Raw genomic sequence first — 19,291 nt, 5'->3', positions numbered from 1 at the left:
CGGACCGGCGCGGAACCTCCGTGAAAGTGGTTCCGCGCCGGACCAACAAAAGAAGACTCTCGAGCGCAGCTCCCAAGCTGCCTGCGAGTGGTACGAGCTGTGCCCGGAAGAGCGAGGAGGGGCGTTACTTGGCGGAGAGCCGCTTGCACGCCTCCAGGTTCTTCTCGGCGACCTCCACGGAGGGCACGCCGTTCATGCCGGTGGTCTTGCACACGTAGGATTTGCCGCCCACGTCCACCAGCGTCATGCCGATGTAGCCCTTCTTGCCGTCGGCATCGAACTGCATCACTGCCAGGCTGTCGCCGTCCTTTTCCCACTTCTTGAAGGGGAACAAGATGGTGTCCTTCTCGTAGCCCTTCTTCACCTCGGCGAACTTCTCGGTGCTGGGCTGGATGTTCAGGGAGGCACCATCGCCGATGTCCACGGTCACGCTCTGCTTGCCCGCAGCGGACATGTCCATCGCGCCCATGCCACCGGGCTTCACCTGGATCTCGAGGGGGAGCGGTTTGAGGTCGACCTTGGCGAGGTCCCCTTGCCCTTCGCCCGCGGCGGGCGCCGCCGCTGCCGTCGTCTCGTTCGCGCTGCCCGCGGCTTTCTGCTCGCTGTCTCCCTTCTTGCCGAGGTTGCACGCCGTGGCCAAAACCAAAACCGGAAACCAGATCCTATGACGCATCGTCGTTCTCCTTTTCCCGAGCGCCGCCTGAGTGCGCTCTGTCCTATGCCCACGACGTACGCGGCCCGGGCAGGTCAAATCCCGTCAAATGGAGGTCAAATCCCCGGGGAATTCCCTGTGATGGGAAGCCTGGCGGGGGAGCTCAGCCGGCTTGGGCGGCGGCGGCGTGAGCGACCTGGGACAGCTCTTCCAGGAACGCGGACACGGCCGCGGGGCGGTCCGCGCGGGAGGACGACAGCGCGCGGGCGAGCACCTGCTCGAGAGCGGGGGGCGAAGCGCCGGGACACACGGAACCGAGGGCGGGCGCGGCTTCACGCAAGAGGCGCGCGTACACCTCCGCCAAGGTCTTGTCGAAGAAGGGCGGCACTCCGGCGATCATCTCGTAGGTGACCACGGCGAGCCCGTAGAGATCCGATCGCACGTCGAGCGGCTCGCCCCGGGCTTGCTCCGGCGACATGTACAGCGGCGTGCCGGCGACGATGCCGCTCACGGTCCGGCGCGAGGCTTCCGTCGCATCCAGGGCCTTGGCGAGACCGAAGTCGAGGAGCATGGCCCGCTCCCCGGTCGGCGTGCGCGCGAGGAACACGTTGGCGGGCTTGAGATCGCGATGCAAGAGACCCGCGCTGTGCGCTGCAGACAGGGCGTCGCCAATCTGCGCGCTGATGGCGAGGGCGTCACGCCAACCCAAAGTGCCCACGCGCTGCAGGCGCGCCTCCAGCGTCTCGCCCTCCAGCAGATCCATCACCAGGTACGCCGTGCGCGCGTCCACGCGACCGAGCTCGTGCACCCGCACGATGCCCGGATGACCGAGCTTTCCCGCCGCCAGCGCCTCGCGCTCGAAACGCGCGAGGCCATCCGCCGTGGCCGCGACCTCCGGCAGCATGAGCTTGACGGCGTACACGCTACCACTCGGCAGATGCGTCGCGCGGAACACGGCGCCCATGCCGCCCTGAGCCACCAGCGCATCCAGGCGGTAGCTGCCGCCCAGCACCTGCCCCACGAAGCCCTCCACCGAGAGCGGCTGCGCCAGAGCAGGCGGAGCGGGCGCGGCCGCCGCAGGCGACAGGATGCGCGCCAGCGCGGCTTGCGGAACGATGCCCAGCTCGAGGGCCTCCACGGCGACGCTCTCGGCGTCCCGCGGCGACAGGGCGAGGCGCGCCGCGAGGTCGTCCAGGGTGCGCACGCTGGACGACGTCACCAACGTGGACAGCCGTCCGGCGCGCGCGGCGCGGCGCCAATTGCCGAGGGCGCGGCGGGCCAACACCAAGGAACCGGCCAACGGAAACAGACCGCCGGGGATCAGCAAGATCAGGCCCACCACCCACTCCCCGGTGGCGATGCCGGCGATGCCCACCACCAGCCACAAGGTGGCGAAGCCCAGCACCCCGAGAGCGGCCACACCGAGCAGCAGCGCGCGGCGGCGACGCGCCTTGCGGAACGCCGACAGATTTTGTCGCTCCGGTCCCAGCGGCAGCGGCGCCCGGAGCGCCGAGCTCTGCACCATGCGAGCGGCACCGGCGCTGCTGGCCACGTTCAGGAGCTTCGCCGCGTGCGCCTCGCTCTCCGAAAGCAGGTGCGCGGCTTCCCCCAGGGTCACATCCCCCCGGGTTTCCGCCAAGATCGCGAGCTGCTCGAGCTCCTCCGCGTCCCGCCGCCGGCGCACCCCCGCCCAGGCCACCAGCGACGCCCCGAGCGTTGGCCCCACACCGCCGAACAGGAACACGATCACGCCGTTGACCAGCCCGACGCCGGTCAAGAACACGATCACGCCCCAGAACATCCAGAAAGTTCCGAACAGCAACCCGAAGATCGAGAAGCCGAACAGCCACGCCCCGCGGCGACCGCGGCGGCGCGCGAGCTGCAGGAGATCTTGCGAGCGCAGCTCGAAGGCGACGTCGCTAGTCATGGGCGCCCTCGACGAACAGCGGAACGTCCCTGGACAGCACGTAGCCATCGTCCCGCGTCACCAGCAGCGATCCAAGACCGAGCTTGCGCAGCGTGGAGATCGCCACCCGCACGCGGTGCGCTCCGGCGTCGCGCACCAGCTTCTCCCCGGGCCACGCCGCTTGCTGCAAGTCCTGCCAACCCAGCGCGGCGTCAGCGCGAGCGAGGGCGTGGAGCATGGCGCTCAGCGGCCGCCGCCGTTCGAGGCTCACGATCTCTCCGCCCGGCACTCGGAACCAACGGCCCTCGGCGCCCACGGCCAGCGCACCCTCCGGCGGCTGGGGGCGCCCCGGATCAGCGGCCCGCGCGAGGCAACGGCCCCAGAACGTGGAGGCATCGATGGCCGGCGCCTCGCCTCCGAGCACTTTCGCGTCGAGCCACTGCGACAGCGGGCGGAGCTCCGCGCGATCTTCGGCGGGTAGAGCGCCGAGCGCCGCGCGCAAGAGCGCGTGCGCGTCCGCGAGCTGGCCGGCTTCCGCTGCGCATGCGGCCCCGAGGGCCAGCGCGAGATCGCCCCCCAGCGCGCGGCACTCGTCCGCCGTCAGCGCGTGACCGCGATCGTGCTCCACCATGGCGGACAGCACTGCCGACGGCGCCCGGGCAAGGACCTCTTCGGCTGCGGCGTGGTCGGCTGCGTCGATGTGAACGCGTGCGAGCGCGTGGCGCACGCGGGTGGCGTCGCCACCCACGGAGTCCAGGAGGGCCGCGGCGCGGGCCAGCACTTCCGGCGCGCGGGTCGCACGTCCCAGGGCGAAGAGCGCGCGGGCCTCGGCGTGGACGTCCCCTCTTTGCGTCGCAACGGCCAGGGCCGCCCGTGCAGCTTCCTCGGCGGCCGCCCGCTCCCGCTCCCCGAGCAGCACTTCCGCCAGATCGATCTGGGCCGCCGCGACGAGGTCGTCCCGCGCGAGCACGCGCCCGAGCTCCGCACCCCGCGCGAGATCACGCAGGGCCCGCGCGGCGTCCCCCGCATGCCCGCGGGCCGCGCCCGCGGCGATCAGCGCCTGCGCGACGAGCACGGGGTCCGCGCCGGAATCGCGCGTCCGTTCCAACACCGGATCGAGCAGCGCGAGATGGCCGATGGGTGCCGCCTCGCCGCGGCCGAAATAGAGGGCCACCAGGACGCGCAGGGCGGGCTCCGCCTCGCGCCGGGTGACGGGCCGATCTCCGAGCACGGAGGTGATCACGGCGTCCAGGTTCGCGCGCTCCAGGGCGATGCGACGCGCATCGGCGGAGGCCGCGACGGACGCGAAGTGCGCGGCGTGCGCGCGCTCCGCGGCGGACAGCTCCGCCGCGTCCGCGCGATCGCGCACGAAGCGCCGCACACAGGCGAGCAGCGCGAGGCGCACCTCGCCGTCGTCCCGCGCTTCGCTCGCCACCCACGACCGCGCGCGCAGCGCCGCCACGCGCTCCACGGCGTCTTCCGCCGGCAATAGCACGGCCTCCGCCGCGTCCAGATCGAAGCTCGCGGGAAACACCGACAGCGCGGCGAGCGTGCTCTGCTCCTCCGACGACAGCGCTTGCCACGCGCTCTCCAGCGCCCGATCCAACGCGCGCCCCACCCCCGTACCCCCGCCGCCACCTTTCACGCCACCCGGCCCGTCCCCCGCCCAGCCGCCCTTCGCGCCGCCCGGCCCCGCACGCGTCTGCCGCACGCGATGCAGCAGCGCGGCCGGCCCCATGACGGACAGCCGCGGCGCGCACAGCTCGATCGCCAATGGCAATGCGTCGAGCTCTCCCACGAGCTCCCGCAGCACCCCCAGCTCGGCCTCCGACGGCTGATACCCGGGCCGCGCGCGCCGCGCGTGCTCCAGGAACAGCTCGAGCCCGACGTCCGCCGACAGCGGCGCGAGCTCCACCACGCGTTCCTCCCCTGCCCCCGCGGCCTGGCGCGCCGTCGCGAGCACGGACACCTCGGGCCGCTCCTCGAGCAACGCCGCCACACCGTCCGTCTCGTCCGTCAGCACCAACACCGGCCCCGCCCCCGCAGTCGCACCCGCAGTCGCACCCGCACCCGCACCCGCCCTCGGCGTCGCACCCGCACCCGCCCTCGCCGTCGCACCCGCACCCGCACCCGCACCCGCACCCGCACCCGCACCCGCACTCGCCGCCGCACTCGCACCCGGCCTCTCACGGCCGTCGCTCTCCGGAACTGCCGTCACGACCGCGTCGAACACCCCCGCGCTCCGCACGTCCTCCGCCACCGCGCGCGCCAGCGCAGACTTGCCGACACCCACCGGCCCCACGAGGGTCACCCAGCGCACGCCCGCCGCGAGCAGCGCGCCGATCTCGCGCCGCTCCGCGTCGCGCCCCAGCAGTGTGCCGCCCGTGTCCGTCATTCCGCGCAGAAGCTTACTTGCCTCACGCTCCTCGTGTCGCCTCTCGCTCGCCCTTCGCGCGGCTCGCGGCGCTTCCCACGTGACAACCGCCGTCTCCCCGCAGTCATCGCCGTCGCTCGTCGCCGTCGCTCTGCGCTCGCCGCTGTCGCTCCGGCCGTCCCCGCTGTCGCTCTGCGCTCGCCGCCGTCGCTCCGGCCGGGGACGCCGGCTGTCCCGCTGCGCCCTGGCGGAGTCCCGCACCGCGATCGTGCTGCGCTGAACCGCGGCGCCTCCTGGGCAGGGAGGTTCAGCGTGGAGCCTGCCGGCGTTACCTTGCAGCTCCCGATCGCGCGCTCGGTGTCGGCACCAGCAGCCAGCGCTGCGGGACTCCGGCAGTGCTCGCGTCCCAGCCAGCGCCGCCCGTCCTGCGCTCCGCACTTGACCAGGCCGCCAAACCGCGCCAGCGTTCCGCCCTCTTTCGCCTCTTTCCGCCCCCGTAGCTCAGAGGATAGAGCAGCGGTTTCCTAAACCGAAGGTCGCACGTTCAAGTCGTGCCGGGGGCGCCCAGAAATCACACGGTTTTCAGCATGAAAGCCGGTGACTTGCAGAACACCCGATCGGACACCACGGGACAGGACAGGACACGAAAACACGTTCGGCCTGGAAACTACGTGGAAACCAGATCCGTTTCCAGCGCCGTCTCGCCATCAGCGACATCGCTTCGCATCGCCGTCCTCGAACACCATCGAGCACGTGAGAACGATGTCCCCGTTGGGCCGCACCTCGCGGGCCAACACCTCGCCCCGCTGTCGTGTCAGCTCACCCATGAACTGCGCTTCCGCGTAGAGCTGCCGAAGTTGGGCAACAACGTCCCCCGCTTCCGCCGTGGTGTGGATCACGCCCGCCGTGAAGTCGAACGTCAGCTCGACGCCGTTCATCGTGGCCCGGAGTTGGTTGGGGTCAGCGAAGTCGGCACCGGCTGCTGCGAGAGCAGATCGGGCGAGAGAGGGATCGCGGATGTCGGTCTGGTAGCGGGTGGTCATCAGCTCTTGTACGCCGATGCCGCCTAAGAGCTGAACCCTCAACCGGCAGGAGGGCGAAGCCCAAGATCAACCTCCGCGGCGAACCAATCTTCAAGGTCAGCACCATGGCCACAGCCCCTACTCAGCCAACGAAAGTACGCGGCCTCCGCAGTTCTGCGTTGGTCCTGCTGCCGAATCCAGGAGAGCGTCTCATCCGGGTCTCGTCGCACAACTCTACTCTCGACCGTGAACACGGGGTTCTCTGCTGACGAAACGCGGAGCTTGTGATTGTCACCCATATCCACGCGAAGACCTTGGAACTCCACCCAGGAGTGGTCGACGCCACCGTCTACGAGCGCCTGACACCAGGTCCACCCCTGGGCGCGACCGCGCTCACACAAGTCGGCGATGATGGCGGTGGCGATGTCGTGGCAGAGCCCCAAACGTTCGGGGTCGTCCTGGATGCGGTGATACTCCGTAAGCACCAGGTCCAACCCCGTCCCCGGTGTCATCAGCTCGTGAAGGACCGCCTTCACTGTTCCAAGCCTCTCGTGCACACCGTCGTTCATACGAGGACCGTACCCTTGTATTGGCTGACCGTCCTCATGGATGCCCGTCCGCGGGCCAAGGCAGCCCCCTCAGTCCGTCCAGTCCGAGCCGGCGCCACACCCCTCGCGCTCCATGGGTTCATCGCTTGCGAAGGCTCTCCTCGGCGTCGAGTGCGAGGTCTTCGTCGTACTTGGGGCGGTACTCACCAAGATCCAGAACGCGAAGCGGCCACGTATCGGGAACGAGGGTCGAGCGCTGGTCGCGGTCGATCTCGGGCCGTGGCGGGAGATGCTCCATCAAGGTTCGACCCGGCGGCAGGGGCAAGGTCAGCGGTTGGTGGAGGAAGTTGGTCTCGTAGTACAGCTCCGCGGCGCCGTAGCCGACAGGAAAGAAGTACGTTGTGGCCTCCTGGTCGAAGACCGATGCCTCCTTGATCCCTTTTGCGGCAAGCACTTGTCTGCGGAGCGCCAGCCCAAGGGCCAACGGCGCGTCGAGATACCACCGACGTGCCGCTGCGACCGACAACGACTGGCCGTCTACGTCCATCAGAAAGAAAGCGGAAATTTCGGCGGTTTCGTGATCCCCTCGAATAGCGCCACCCATGATCTGCCGGTGCGGCAGGATGCCGACGGTAGCCCCATCACCCCGATGCTCCAGTCGTACAGTGCGCTTGGCGTTGCGGCGGGCATGAGTCTCACCGATCGCGTCGAGGAGCGCCTCCGCGTCATTCCGCGTGGCGCCGATGATCTTCGCCACCGCTTTCAGTCCTTTGGTGATGTGGCCGGATGCGGAGTCGGGCTTGATGGCCAGAAGCTCGGCCACATCAGGGATCGCGAACTGGTCCAGGTAGCGCAAGCCGAGCGCTTCACGTTCGCGGGGCCGTAGGTCGTCCAGGAGTTTCGCTGCGAATTGGTCAGGGATATTCATGTCCCCACTCTCTCAAGACCAAAAGGCCGATCTTGCACGGGACCGAAAGAAATCCGACAACGGGCGGCGTGGAAGAGCAACCTCCCGGCACAACGGGCTGGCGCGTCCTCTCGCCCCACGTTCGGCGCTCAACCAGACACCCTGTCGAACGTCGCCGTGACGGCCCCCTCCTCCGCGAGAAGACGACGGCGACGCCTCATGAAGTCATCGAGGGGCAGTGCCCCTTGGAGCACCATCATGAGATCGTGCCCGGTGATGACGAAGAACGTCGGCTGCTTCCCCGACCGGATGGCCGTGTTTGCGTCGGCGGAGATCCCGTTCATCGCCAGGAAGACGCCTCTCGTGAACGACGACTTCCCCTCGATCTTGCCGCGGAAAACCAGCAGCTCCTTCTCGGCGAGCGGAGCAGACTCCCACTTGGCTTCAAGCAGGTACACGTCGTGGTCAAGCTCGAACGAGCCGTCGATCTGCTCGCCCACGACGCGGAACGGCTCTCTCGGCGCGAGGTCGAACGTCGAAAAGAGCGCGTTGAGGAGCTTCTCCAGATCCAGCCCGGCCTTCTGGCGGTTGGTCTCGATGAAGAGCTGCTCCAACTGCCCCCTCATTTCGAGAAGCGTATGTTGCCGCTGTTGGGATGTGGAGGCTCTCGACTCACGGTCCCGCTCGGCTGCCTCCACGTTCTGCTGGGCCCGACTTCGATCATCCGATGCCAGGGCGTTGAGAAAGCTCTCGTCCCACAGGTCGGGAAACTTGAAGCCCACGTCGATGAGGTGGCCGTTGATCGTCTTGATCTCGTCGGGGGTAACAGGGTCGCCCTTTCCGCTTCGGTACCGCAGGCCCTCCCTGACGATCCGCAGGACGAGCTTCTCGAATTGCTGAGGTCGGTGCTGAAGTGTCCCCTCGAAGAGCCGTACCAATCTTGGCACCTTGCTTCCACTGGGGGCCCAGTAGTCGTCGACTCCCAAGTCACGGGCCACCGTTCCGAACGTCACGTGCCCCTTCCACTGCCGAGCACCGCTGCCGGGTAGGAAGTCACGAATTGCCTGCGCCAGCGCCTGAACGCCGGCAGACTGCTTCAGCGAGAGAGCCACAGCGTTCGCCCAAGAACCGTCGCGTCGAGGTTCCGAATCATCACCGCTACACCAGCCTCAAGTTGGGTGCGCTCGTCTTGGCGTCTGCGTTGTCATGCCCACCTTCGACGGAAACGAGCGCGAGCCCAAACACCAGCGTTTCCACTTCCTCCGCCGGGAGGCCCAGTTCCTTCGCGATCGCCTGCTTGGTGATCCCCTCCGCTCTAAGCGCCTTGAGTACCTTGCTGAGCACCTGCGAGGTCTCTCGTTGCGTCCCCTCCGGTTCACGCTTCCGGTAGCCGCGCTGGTTCATGTCAATGCAGAGCTGGCGGTAGTGCCATTCGCTGAGCACACCGACGGCATGTAGGCGATGTGCCAGAGCTGCGACAGACACGTTCCAGTTCTTCTTCAGCTCCACGAGGCGTCGCAAGCTCGGCACTCGCGGCGCTGTGGCGAGGACAGTGCCTCTCGGCATGAGGAAACCGGACGCGAACTGATCAGCTTCGTGCTCAGCCGCTCGCCCGCGTGGGCCTCCATGTCGATGCAGCGTGAGGTGACCAAGCTCATGTGCAGCGTCGAACCGACTGCGTTCAGCCGACTTCATCGTGTTCAAGAAGACGAAAGGCCGGTCGTTACGCCAAAAGGAGAAGGCGTCCACCTCGGCGCATTCCTCGGCGAGTGAGAACACACGGACGCCATGTGCTTCGAGCACGTGAACCATGTTGCGGATCGACCGCTGCCCTAGGTCCCAGTGGGCTCGTAGTGCTTCCGCGGCGGCCTCGGGCTCGTAGCCCCGTAGATCCGGCACACGCACGTCGGGGAGATCGAAGCGCTGGTCGATCCACCCCGACAACTGTATCGCGATCGCCCCTGCCGCAAGCGCGGAGTCACGCTGCCCAGCAGTCATTCGGGTGAGCGCTCGGAAGCTCGCCCCTGCGGGGACCGGCTCGTCGATGTCGGGCATTGAAAAGAACGCAGACGGAAACGCCAAGGCGTCCGCCAAGCTCGCGAGCGTGTCGGCTGTGGGCACGGTATCTCCGCTCTCGTAGGCGCTGATGCTTCGAGCCGTCAGCCCGACGAGCTTCGCGAGCGCGGTCTTCGAGAGACCACGCCGGTTCCTCGCGACGGTCAGCCGTGATGGAGTGAATGTCATCGAGACCGACTACGCTGTGGTTCGCCGGGTCACTTCGATCTCGATTTCGTCCACGTCGTGGTGGGGTTCTACCGTCGGCTCGGGCTCCACGTCGATCAGCTCAAGCAGGATGCGCTCGCTCCAGCGAGCGACGAACCCCTTGGTATCCAGCAGCTCGGGCCGCGACAGCTCAGCGTGAATTCCATCGCCCTCTCGGCGGATCAGCAAGAGCCACGTCACAGTAGTTGGCTTCTCGACGCTCGGCTGGTCGGGAGCGAACAGCTCAAGCTGGTTGCACTCGACCGCCGTCACCGTCGCCGCCCCCTTGGGGTACTTCGTGCTTGCTCCGGCCCCCGCTGTGCCAGTCACCTCGTTTCCGGTTGCCACGGCGATGGCGATGCTCTCGTCAGGCGAGACGACCGTTGCGTACCCTCGATGATCCCTTGCCTTCCAGTTGTCCGGCACGAGTCGATCTCGGAGCCCTCGAACAACGCGGCCCCAAGCGAGAAAGCCAGGCATCTGCACCGGATCGTGGGCTGTGCAGGACTCACGCGCCGCTTCACCGTCGAGGATGGCGTCACGCAGGACCTTCGGCTCGACACCAAGCTCTCGAAGGCGAAGGGCGACGGTTCGGGGCTCGTCGATGACTTTGGACTCGCTGTTCATGTGTTCTCCAGGCTGCTGCCGCGGTGACTTCATGATTTTCTACCTCGTTCGAGGGAGAAAAACAAGAAGACGCGCTGCCGCCTAGAACAAGGTATCAAGAACTTGCAGAGCGTTGCCCGTGGCAACACAACTGGCAACACACATCAGCTTGCGCTGTTGCCGCCGGAACCGCATGCTGAACAAATGCAAGGCACAGGGGACCCTACCACACCGATCGGAGACCGCATCGGGACTCTTCTTGACCAGATCGGCCAGAACCCTTCTTGGCTTGCGGACCGCGCTGGTGTTTCTCGGTCCACCATCTCGCGGATCCTCAAGGCTCAGCGCAACCCGACCCCCGAGACGTTGAAAGAGATCGCACCCGTTCTTGGGGTCGAGCTTGGTCAGCTCGTCGCCGGCACTGACGCGGCTGAGCGTGTGACCGCCGCCGAGCAGCTCGTTGCCCGAGCCGACTACGAGGCCGCCGTGAAGCACGTCATCGAGTTCGAGCGCCAGGCTCACGACCTGCGGGCGCAGCTCCGGGACCTCACCGAAGAACGCGACAACGTCCGTGAACGAGAACGGGAGGCGAAGCGCAACCTCATCGCAGCGGAGCAAGCTCGCGACGAAGCCCTGCGAGAGGCTCGACGCTTCGAGCACGACGCATTTCGCTACCGAAGCGCCCTCGAAAAGGCGGTGGCCGATCTCGCCCAGCTACAGGCCGAGGTTTCGAGGCTGGGATCCGCTGTCGAGGCAAGCCGGGCCACGGGAAGGGTTGGGGCAATTCTCGCGGGTGTGGCGGCTGTGGTGTCCGTCGCGAGCTACCTCGGATCGAGCGACGACGACTTCGACGACGAGGTCGATGAGTAACCGAACAGAAGGAGAACTCTCATGAGCAAGAGCAGTGTGTGGTGTCGGATCTGCAACCGGGTAGTTGCCGTAGCCGTTGAGGAAGCGGGAGGTGCGCTGGTGGCCCCGATCGCCTGTGCGATTGGCGGCGGAGCGATTGGAGCTGCCAACGATGGCTCACGCGGAGCGATGATCGGTTCGGTCGTAGGACTGTTGGTCGGAGCTGCCGTCCGCGGCCTCACTCATCCAGTTCAGCGACTTGTGTGCGGGGAGTGTCACCACCAGATCGCATGAGAAGGCCGTTCAAGATGCGTTCGAGAATCCGACGGCGCGAGGCCCACACTGGCGTCCAGCTTTGCTGTGCCGAGACGAACAACCCGGTTTTTGAACCTATCGGCACGTGAACGCACCCTGTCGGCGGTGGAACCGTTCCCGACGCAGGCGAGATCCCTTACGGTGGCGTCCCTTGGGGGCTCCGCCGGGTGACCCCCAGGTTGCCCGAGAACGACGATCATGCCCCTGACGCTGCCCCAGCTCGAACGCCACCTCTTCGCTGCCGCCGACCTGCTCCGTGGCAAGATGGATGCCTCGGAGTTCAAGGAGTACATCTTTGGGGTCCTCTTCCTGAAGCGGTGCTCCGACGTGTTCGACGCCAGGTTCGAGGAGATCGTCGAGCGGGAAACCAAGAAGGGGCGGTCCCAGGCCGACGCGGAGAAGCGGGCCAACCATCCGAGCTTCTACGCGGACACGTTCTACGTTCCCGAGCAGGCCCGCTGGGCGTACCTCCGCGACGAGCTGCACAAGGACGTGGGCAGCGGGCTGAACAAGGCCCTCGCCGCCTTGGAGGAGGAGAACACCGCCCTCGGCGGCGTCGTCACGCACATCAACTTCATCGCCCAGGTCGGCAACAAGCGGCTCCTCCCGGACAAGAAGCTGCGTGACCTGATCGTCCACTTCTCGGAGCACCGGCTTCGCAACGAAGACTTCGAGTACCCCGATCTCCTAGGCGCCGCCTACGAGTACCTGATCCGCGACTTCGCCGACTCGGCCGGAAAGAAGGGCGGGGAGTTCTACACGCCGCGTTCGGTCGTCAGAATGATGGTCCGCCTCGCCGAACCTCAAGAGGGGATGCGGATCTACGACCCGTGCTCGGGCTCGGGCGGCATGTTGGTGTTGTCGAAGGAGTACCTCGACGAGCACCGGCTGAACTCCAAGAACCTCGGCCTGTACGGTCAGGAGTCGAACGGCGGCGTCTGGGCGATCTCGAAGATGAACATGCTGCTGCACGGCATCCCCGACGCCGACATCCGCCACGAGGACACCCTCGCCGACCCCCAACACACCGAGGGCGGCGAGCTGATGCGCTTCGATCGGGTGATCACAAATCCGCCGTTCAGCCAGAACTACACCAAGGAAGGCCTCCCGTTCCCCGAGCGGTTCCGCTTCGGCTTCTGCCCCGAGAGCGGCAAGAAGGCCGACCTGATGTTCGTGCAGCACATGGTCAGCGTGCTGCGTCCCGGCGGGATGGTGGCGACGGTCATGCCCCACGGCGTGCTCTTCCGTGGTGGAGCCGAGAGGGAGATCCGCTCGGGCTTCCTCAACGAGGACATCCTCGACGCGGTGATCGGCCTCGCCCCGAACCTCTTCTACGGCACGGGCATCCCCGCCTGCATCTTGGTGCTGCGTGCCCCCGGAGCGAAGCCCAAGGAGCGGCAAGGCAAGGTGCTCTTCATCAACGCCGACCGTGAGTTCTACGAGGGCCGGGCGCAGAACTACCTGTACCCAGAGCACATCGAGAAGGTCGTCTCGGCGTGGAAGGCGTTCGAGGACATCGAGGGGTTCGCCCGCGTCGTCACCCGCGAGGAGCTTCTCCACAACGACGATAACCTCAACATTCGCCGCTACGCCGACAACGCTCCACCACCCGAGCCGCACGATGTCCGTGCCCATCTCTACGGCGGCATCCCCAAGAGCGAGGTGGTGGAGAAGCGCTCGACTTTCGAGGCCCATGGATTCGATCCGCGGCACCTCCTTGTTGAGCGAGACGAGCGTTACCTCGACTTCAAGGAAGACCTCACGGACAAGGCAGACCTCAAGAAGCGTATCGACGCAGACAAGGGCGTCACGAAGAAGGAGAAGGCACTCTCCGATGCAGTGTCGGGCTGGTGGGACAACGTCCAGCAGGGGATCGCGGACCTGCCCGAGTCCAAGGAACTGATGAAGCTCCGAGCCGACATGCTCACGAGCTTCGAGGAGGCCCTTCGACCCGTGGGCCTCCTCGATCGCTTCCGAGTGTCTGGCGTCGTCGCCACGTGGTGGCATGACATCCAGAACGACCTCAAGACGGTCACCGCCCGCGGGTTCGTCGGCCTCGTCGAGGCGTGGGAGACGAGCATTCTCACCGCGATGGACGACAAAAAGTCCAAGGACAACCCGTTCGACCACCGGCTCGTGAAGCGACTGCTTCCTGAGTACCTCGACGCCATCGCTGAGCTGGAGGCCACGAAGGCCGAGCTGGACGCGACCGTCAAGGGAGCTATGGCTTCGGGGGACGAGGACCACGAAGACGGTGAGCAGGACGACGAGGCAGCGCTCTCCGAGGACGAGCTGAAGGCGCTCAAGAAGCAGCTCTCCGAAGTGAAGAAGCAGCTCAAGACCAGGGAGGGCAACTTCACCAAGCGCCTCACCGAGGCTCGATCAGCTCTCGATGAAGAAGCGGCATGCGAGCTGGTGCTCGGCATCCTGCGAGCCGACCTCGACGCCATCCTCGGGCGCTACGTCGCCGAGCATCGTCAGCACGTCGTCGCCGCCTTCAAGGGCTGGTGGGACAAGTACCGGGTCACGCTTACCGGTATCGAGCAGGAACGAGACGACGCGGCGGAGAAGCTGCGAGGGTTCTTGGGGCAGCTTGGGTATGCGTAAGCCGCTGGTTCCGCTTCCAAACGAAGCTGGCTGGTCGCACGAGCCCTTGGCCGAGGTCTGCACTCTGATCTCGCGAGGGCGGGCGCCCAGCTACGTGAGCAGCTCCCCGATCAAAGCCATCGGTCAACGGTGCATAACGGCGACCGATTTCGACCCTTCCGTGGCACGCCCCCACTCGCAGCGAGCCATGAGCGGCGCGTTGGTGGCGAAAGCGGACGACGTACTGCTCAATTCAACGGGGACGGGCACCATCGGGCGGTCATCCGTGTTTCCAGGCATGGAAGGCTTCGTCGTCGACGGCCATGTGACGGTCCTGCGCCCTCGTCGAGAGACAACCGAGGGCCGCTGGTTGAACGCCGTTCTTCGCACTCCTTGGGGCCAGACCTTCCTCGAAACGGAGTGCTACTCCGGTTCGACGAACCAGGTGGAGCTGTCTCGCACACGGTTGGCAAACGCGATGGTTCCGCTTCCACCCCTGCCCGAGCAACGCCAGATCGCCGAGGTGCTCGACACGGTGGACGAGGCGGTCCGCCGCACCGAGCAGATCATCGCCAAGCTCAAGCAGGTGAAGCACGGCTTGCTCCACGATCTGCTCACCCAAGGCATCGACGACAACGGCGAGCTACGCGACCCAGACCGCCACCCCGAGCAGTTCAAGGACTCTCCGCTGGGCCGGATTCCGAAGGGGTGGGAGGTGCTGCCACTCGGTGAACTCTCGAACGTTGTCCGCGGCTCGACCCCACGACCGGCAAAGGACCCACGATACTTCGGCGGTACACACACGCCGTGGATCACGGTCGGTGAATTGAGTCGTGATGACTGGCCGTACCTCACGAGCACGGCAACAAGGTTGACCGAGCTTGGCGCACGCTTCAGCCGACATCTCCACGCCGGTACGGTGGTGTTGTCGAACAGTGGTTACGGGTGCGGCGTGCCCAAGATCCTTCAGCTCAGCGGCTGCGCCAATGATGGCATCGCAGCGTTCTTGGATCTCTCCGACGGTGTGGTTCCACTCTTCCTCTACTACTTCTTGTTCTCGCAGATCCTGAATCTCCGGACACGAGTAGCAAGAGGCGTGGACCAACCAAACCTCAACACGGATCTCCTCCGAGCGTTCCGCATCCCGATGCCGCCGCGAGCGGAGCAGGAGGCCGTCTCCAATGTCCTTTTTGGGATCGCAGAACGTGAGAGACGAGAGGAGACCGAGGCATCTAAACTCCGCCTGCTCAAGAGTGGCCTGATGGAAGATCTGCTCACTGGCCGAGTTCGCGTCACTCCGCTGCTGGAGGAAGCTGCGGAATGAGCGGTGGCCCCGAGTTCCTGGAGGTCGAGCAGCCCTTCATGGACCAGCTCGCCATGATGGGCTGGAAGCTCATCACTGGGAGCCTCGACCACCCGTCCGTGACCGGCCGCGAGACCTTCCGCGAGGTCTTCATCCTCGACGACCTCAAGAAGGCCCTCAAGCGCATCAACCTTCGTGACGGCAAGCCGTGGCTCGACGACGCCCGAGCCTCCCAAGCCGCCGCCGCCCTTGAACGCATCACGAGCAAGCGGCTCATGGAAGCCAACCAGGAAGCGACCGAGCTGCTGCTCAAAGGTACGTCCGTGGAGGGCCTGCACGACTGGGATCAAGGCAGACCGCAGACGGTTCACTTCATCGACTGGGACAACCCCGACAACAACGTCTTCACCGCCATCAATCAGTTCAAGGTCGACTGTCCCGGCGGCCAATCCAAGGGATCGATCCGCCCCGACATCACGCTCTTCATCAACGGCATCCCGGTGGTGGTGGTCGAGTGCAAGAGCCCCACCGTCTCGGAGCCCATCCCGAGCGCCATCGATCAGCTTCGCCGCTACCACAACGCTCGAAAGGCCGCGGGCGAGGTCGAGGACAACGAGGGCAACGAGAAGCTCTTCTTCACCAACCAGTTCCTCGTCGCGACGAGCTACGACGAGGCGGTCGTCGGCACCATCCGAGCCGACACCCAGCACTACCTGGAATGGAAGGACACCGCGCCCGTCCCCCTTGACCAGGTGAAGGCAGAGCTGAACAAGGAGCAGCTCTCAAGCCAGAACCGGCTCATCGCGGGGATGCTTCGCCCCGCCCACCTGCTCGACATCATCCGACACTTCACGATCTTCAAGCAGGACACCGGCAAGACCTTCAAGGTGGTGTGCCGGTATCAGCAGTTTCGAGCCGTGCAGGCTGCGGTCAAGCGGCTCACATCGGGCAAGACCAGGAAGCAAGATGGCGAGCACGATCGCCGCGGCGGGATCGTTTGGCACACCCAAGGGTCGGGCAAGAGCCTCACGATGGTGTTCCTGGTGAAGAAGATGCGGTCGCTCGCCGAACTGCGTCGCTTTAAGGTCGTGATCATCACCGACCGTAAGGATCTGCAAAGTCAGCTCTCGGACACCGCGACACTGACCGGGGAGACGGTGCAGGTCGGCCGCAACATCGGGCACGTCAAGAAGCTCCTAACCGCCAAGGGACCGGGCCTCGTGTTCGCCATGATCCAGAAGTACCTCGACCGGGATCTCGACTCGCTCTCGGCCGACGACGACGTGGGCGACCTCGGCCAGCTCAACGACGACGAGGCGATCCTCGTGATGGTTGACGAGGCCCACCGCTCTCACACGAGCGCCCTGCACGCCAAGCTCATGCAGGCTCTGCCCAACTGCGCCCGCATCGGCTTCACCGGCACCCCCATCATCATGGGAGCCAAGAAGCGGACCCACGACATCTTTGGAGAGTTCATCGATCGGTACACCATCAAAGAGGCCGAAGCCGACGGGTCGACCGTGCCGATCCTCTACGAAGGTCGCACCGCCGAGGGGGCCGTGTCCGACGGTCGCGATCTCGACCAGCTCTTCGAGGACATGTTCGATGACCGGCCCGAAGAAGAGCTAGAAGCGATCAAGCGGAAGTACGCCACCAAGGCCGCCATCCTCGAAGCACCGAAGTTGGTGAACGCCAAGGCGAGGGACATGCTCCGGCACTACGTCGAGCACATCCTGCCGAACGGCCTCAAGGCCCAAGTCGTGGCCTACAGCCGGCGAGCCGCCGTGCTCTACCAAGGGGCGTTCGAGGAAGCCCGCGACGAGCTGGTGCAAGTGGCCCTCGAACTCGACGAAGCCACCAGGGCTCTCGACGATCTGGAGCTAGCCGACAAGCCGCGGAAGCTCCGAGCGGCCGTGCGAGCGTGGCGAAACCTAGATGTCCTCAAGACCCTTGAGTTCGCCGCGGTCATCTCCCCAGAGAACAACGATCCGCCGGAGTGGAAGGAGTGGACGGACGGCACCAAGATAGCCCTCCGCACCGGCCCCAACGGCGAGTTCAAGCGACCCCTCTTCCACGATGATCCGACCAAGTGCCACCCGCTCGCGTTCTTGATCGTGAAGTCGATGCTACTCACCGGTTTCGACGCCCCCATCGAGGGGGTCATGTACCTCGACCGCTCGATACGCGAGGCCGAGCTTCTCCAGGCCATCGCCCGTGTGAACAGGACTGGGCATGGCAAGACCGCTGGCATCGTCGTCGACTACTTTGGGGTCGCCCGCCACCTCAAGGATGCGCTGAGTGCCTACACCGACGAGGACATCGAGGGGGCCCTCCACAGTCTCAACGACGAGATCCCCAAGCTCCGCGACCGACACCAACGGGTGCTCGCCATCTTCACCAGCCGCGATGTCGACCCCCACGACGACATCGAGGAGTGCATCCACCTGCTCAAGGACGAGAAGCTCCGAGCCGTCTTCGCGGTGAAGCTGAAGCAGTTCCTGGCGACGCTCGACCTCGTCCTCCCTCGACCGGAGGCACTCCCGTTCGTGAACGACGCCGCCCTCTTCGGCGAAATCTACACGCGAGCCCAGAAGCTCTACCGCGACGGACTCCCACCCCTAGGAAAGGCCGTCGGCCGCAAGGTCCAGCGCCTCATCGACGAGCACGTCATCTCGCTCGGCATCGACCCCAAGATCCCGCCGATCGCGATCACCGACGCTTCGTTTGATGGCCACGTCGACAAACAAGTCTCCCCCAGGGCCAAGGCGTCGGAGATGGAGCACGCAGCCAGGCACCACATCAAGAAGAAGCTCGACGAAGATCCCGTCCACTACACGAAGCTCTCCGAACGCCTCGATGAGATCATCGCCAAGTTCGGCGAGGACTGGGAGCAGCTAGCCCTTGCCCTCAAGCCGTTCGTCCAAGAGGTCGTTGGCGGCAGGAAGAAGGACGTTGGGCTCGGACTCGACCCCCAAGTCGAAGCCCCGTTCTTCGACGTGCTGAAGGAGGAGCGAGAGAAGGAGGCCCCCGTATCGGGCGCCGACATCAAGTGGCTCGCCGACAAGACCAAGGAGCTGGTCGAGAACATCCGCCAAAGCGTCAACGTCGTCGGCTTCCTCAAGAACTCGGTCCGCCAGGAGGAGCTGCACGGCCAGCTCTTCGTGTTCCTAACCGACCACGAGATCGTCGACTTCGACAACGCCGACACCGTGGCCGACCGGCTCTTGGAGCTGGCGAAGGCGAACCACAACAAGCTGGTGACGTGATGGACTCCCTGGTCGTCGATGACCTGCACTTTGAGGTCCGCCGCAGCCCGCGTCGGCAGACGGTCCAGATCACCGTCGACCGCGGCGGAGAGCTGGTCCTCTCCGCGCCCGAGACGTGCCCGCTCAAGAAGATGGAAGGCTTCGTCCGGGAGAAGCGGTTCTGGATCTACACGAAGCTCGCGGAGAAGGAGGCGTTGCTCAAGGACGCCCCCACGAAGGAGTACGTCAGCGGCGAGGGGTTTCCCTACCTAGGCCGCGGCTACCGACTCCTCCTCGTCGACCGCCAGGACGTTCCGGTGAAGCTCGACCGAGGGCGATTCAAGATGCGTCGGGGGGTTGCGGCAACCGGCCGAGCGGCGATGGTCGCCTGGTACGCGGAGCACGCCCTCGCCTGGCTGCCGCAACGAGTGGGACGCCTTGCAGGCCGTGTCGGCGTAGAGCCCGGCAAGGTCGTGGTGAAGGACCTAGGCTTCCGCTGGGGGTCGTGCGGGAAGGACGCGACCCTCAACTTCCACTGGCGGACCATCCTGCTGCCGCCGCGGATCATCGAGTACATCGTCGTCCACGAGCTGGCCCACCTGCACGAGCCGCACCACACGCCCGAGTTCTGGCTTCGAGTGGAGCGGGCGATGCCCGACTTCGCAGCAAGGAAGCAGTGGCTCGCAGAGAACGCCCAGGAGGCGATGGGGGTGTAG

14 protein-coding genes and 1 tRNA gene are annotated in these 19,291 nt (G+C 66.0%); 6 read left to right on the top strand and 9 right to left on the bottom strand.

The window, feature by feature from the left end:
• Positions 1-124: 124 nt before the first annotated feature.
• From H6717_03220 to H6717_03210, 3 genes are all read right to left on the bottom strand, one after another.
• Entirely contained in the window at positions 125-673 is a 549-nt protein-coding gene (locus tag H6717_03220; protein ID MCB9576029.1) for a hypothetical protein, read from the bottom strand.
• 142 nt (positions 674-815) lie between these two features.
• Complete coding sequence (locus H6717_03215) at positions 816-2,579, bottom strand: serine/threonine protein kinase (GenBank protein MCB9576028.1); 1,764 nt, start codon at positions 2,577-2,579, stop codon at positions 816-818.
• A complete protein-coding gene (locus H6717_03210) occupies positions 2,572-4,953 on the bottom strand; it encodes a hypothetical protein (protein MCB9576027.1) in 2,382 nt (793 codons plus the stop codon). Before H6717_03210 ends, H6717_03215 begins: the two co-directional genes overlap by 8 nt.
• Before the next feature lie 469 nt (positions 4,954-5,422).
• Here H6717_03210 and H6717_03205 point away from each other — a divergent pair.
• Positions 5,423-5,495: transfer RNA gene (locus tag H6717_03205), tRNA-Arg, on the top strand.
• A 144-nt stretch (positions 5,496-5,639) separates the two neighbouring features.
• On the opposite strand, the gene H6717_03200 is transcribed toward H6717_03205, so the two are convergent.
• From H6717_03200 to H6717_03175, 6 genes are all read right to left on the bottom strand, one after another.
• On the bottom strand, positions 5,640-5,975 hold the full coding sequence (locus tag H6717_03200) for a hypothetical protein (GenBank protein MCB9576026.1): 336 nt from the start codon (positions 5,973-5,975) through the stop codon (positions 5,640-5,642).
• A gap of 38 nt (positions 5,976-6,013) precedes the next feature.
• Positions 6,014-6,523, bottom strand: coding sequence for a DUF2934 domain-containing protein (locus H6717_03195; GenBank protein ID MCB9576025.1), 510 nt, complete (start codon positions 6,521-6,523; stop codon positions 6,014-6,016).
• A 118-nt stretch (positions 6,524-6,641) separates the two neighbouring features.
• Complete coding sequence (locus tag H6717_03190) at positions 6,642-7,430, bottom strand: hypothetical protein (GenBank protein MCB9576024.1); 789 nt, start codon at positions 7,428-7,430, stop codon at positions 6,642-6,644.
• Between the two features lie 128 nt (positions 7,431-7,558).
• Positions 7,559-8,521, bottom strand: coding sequence for a hypothetical protein (locus H6717_03185; GenBank protein MCB9576023.1), 963 nt, complete (start codon positions 8,519-8,521; stop codon positions 7,559-7,561).
• Between the two features lie 46 nt (positions 8,522-8,567).
• Positions 8,568-9,653 (bottom strand): XRE family transcriptional regulator, encoded by a 1,086-nt coding sequence (locus H6717_03180; GenBank protein MCB9576022.1) that lies wholly within the window; start codon positions 9,651-9,653, stop codon positions 8,568-8,570.
• A 9-nt stretch (positions 9,654-9,662) separates the two neighbouring features.
• Positions 9,663-10,097, bottom strand: coding sequence for a hypothetical protein (locus H6717_03175; protein ID MCB9576021.1), 435 nt, complete (start codon positions 10,095-10,097; stop codon positions 9,663-9,665).
• A gap of 303 nt (positions 10,098-10,400) precedes the next feature.
• On the opposite strand from H6717_03175, the gene H6717_03170 reads away from it, so the two are divergent.
• From H6717_03170 to H6717_03150, 5 genes are all read left to right on the top strand, one after another.
• Complete coding sequence (locus tag H6717_03170) at positions 10,401-11,147, top strand: helix-turn-helix domain-containing protein (protein MCB9576020.1); 747 nt, start codon at positions 10,401-10,403, stop codon at positions 11,145-11,147.
• A 492-nt stretch (positions 11,148-11,639) separates the two neighbouring features.
• Entirely contained in the window at positions 11,640-14,048 is a 2,409-nt protein-coding gene (locus tag H6717_03165) for an SAM-dependent DNA methyltransferase (protein ID MCB9576019.1), read from the top strand.
• 187 nt (positions 14,049-14,235) lie between these two features.
• The gene (locus tag H6717_03160; protein ID MCB9576018.1) at positions 14,236-15,351 is read left to right on the top strand and encodes a restriction endonuclease subunit S; all 1,116 of its coding nucleotides are present in this window, start codon (positions 14,236-14,238) and stop codon (positions 15,349-15,351) included.
• Entirely contained in the window at positions 15,348-18,596 is a 3,249-nt protein-coding gene (locus H6717_03155; GenBank protein MCB9576017.1) for a type I restriction endonuclease subunit R, read from the top strand. The genes H6717_03160 and H6717_03155 overlap by 4 nt, the downstream gene beginning before the upstream one ends.
• Entirely contained in the window at positions 18,596-19,291 is a 696-nt protein-coding gene (locus H6717_03150; GenBank protein MCB9576016.1) for a M48 family metallopeptidase, read from the top strand. Before H6717_03155 ends, H6717_03150 begins: the two co-directional genes overlap by 1 nt.

It is taken from the genome of Polyangiaceae bacterium, from assembly GCA_020633235.1.
Taxonomy (GTDB): Bacteria; Myxococcota_A; Polyangia; order Polyangiales; family Polyangiaceae; genus JACKEA01.
This window is presented reverse-complemented; position numbering and strand designations above follow the sequence as displayed.

Excerpts from the sequence above, each read along its gene's own strand:
- H6717_03160 (MCB9576018.1), top strand. The coding sequence starts at position 14,236 with ATGAGCGGCGCGTTGGTGGCGAAAGCGGACGACGTACTGCTCAATTCA.
- H6717_03195 (MCB9576025.1), bottom strand. The coding sequence starts at position 6,523 with ATGAACGACGGTGTGCACGAGAGGCTTGGAACAGTGAAGGCGGTCCTT.
- H6717_03210 (MCB9576027.1), bottom strand. The coding sequence starts at position 4,953 with ATGACGGACACGGGCGGCACACTGCTGGGGCGCGACGCGGAGCGGCGC.
- H6717_03190 (MCB9576024.1), bottom strand. The coding sequence starts at position 7,430 with ATGAATATCCCTGACCAATTCGCAGCGAAACTCCTGGACGACCTACGG.
- H6717_03200 (MCB9576026.1), bottom strand. The coding sequence starts at position 5,975 with ATGACCACCCGCTACCAGACCGACATCCGCGATCCCTCTCTCGCCCGA.
- H6717_03220 (MCB9576029.1), bottom strand. The coding sequence starts at position 673 with ATGCGTCATAGGATCTGGTTTCCGGTTTTGGTTTTGGCCACGGCGTGC.
- H6717_03155 (MCB9576017.1), top strand. The coding sequence starts at position 15,348 with ATGAGCGGTGGCCCCGAGTTCCTGGAGGTCGAGCAGCCCTTCATGGAC.
- H6717_03215 (MCB9576028.1), bottom strand. The coding sequence starts at position 2,579 with ATGACTAGCGACGTCGCCTTCGAGCTGCGCTCGCAAGATCTCCTGCAG.
- H6717_03150 (MCB9576016.1), top strand. The coding sequence starts at position 18,596 with ATGGACTCCCTGGTCGTCGATGACCTGCACTTTGAGGTCCGCCGCAGC.
- H6717_03180 (MCB9576022.1), bottom strand. The coding sequence starts at position 9,653 with ATGACATTCACTCCATCACGGCTGACCGTCGCGAGGAACCGGCGTGGT.
- H6717_03165 (MCB9576019.1), top strand. The coding sequence starts at position 11,640 with ATGCCCCTGACGCTGCCCCAGCTCGAACGCCACCTCTTCGCTGCCGCC.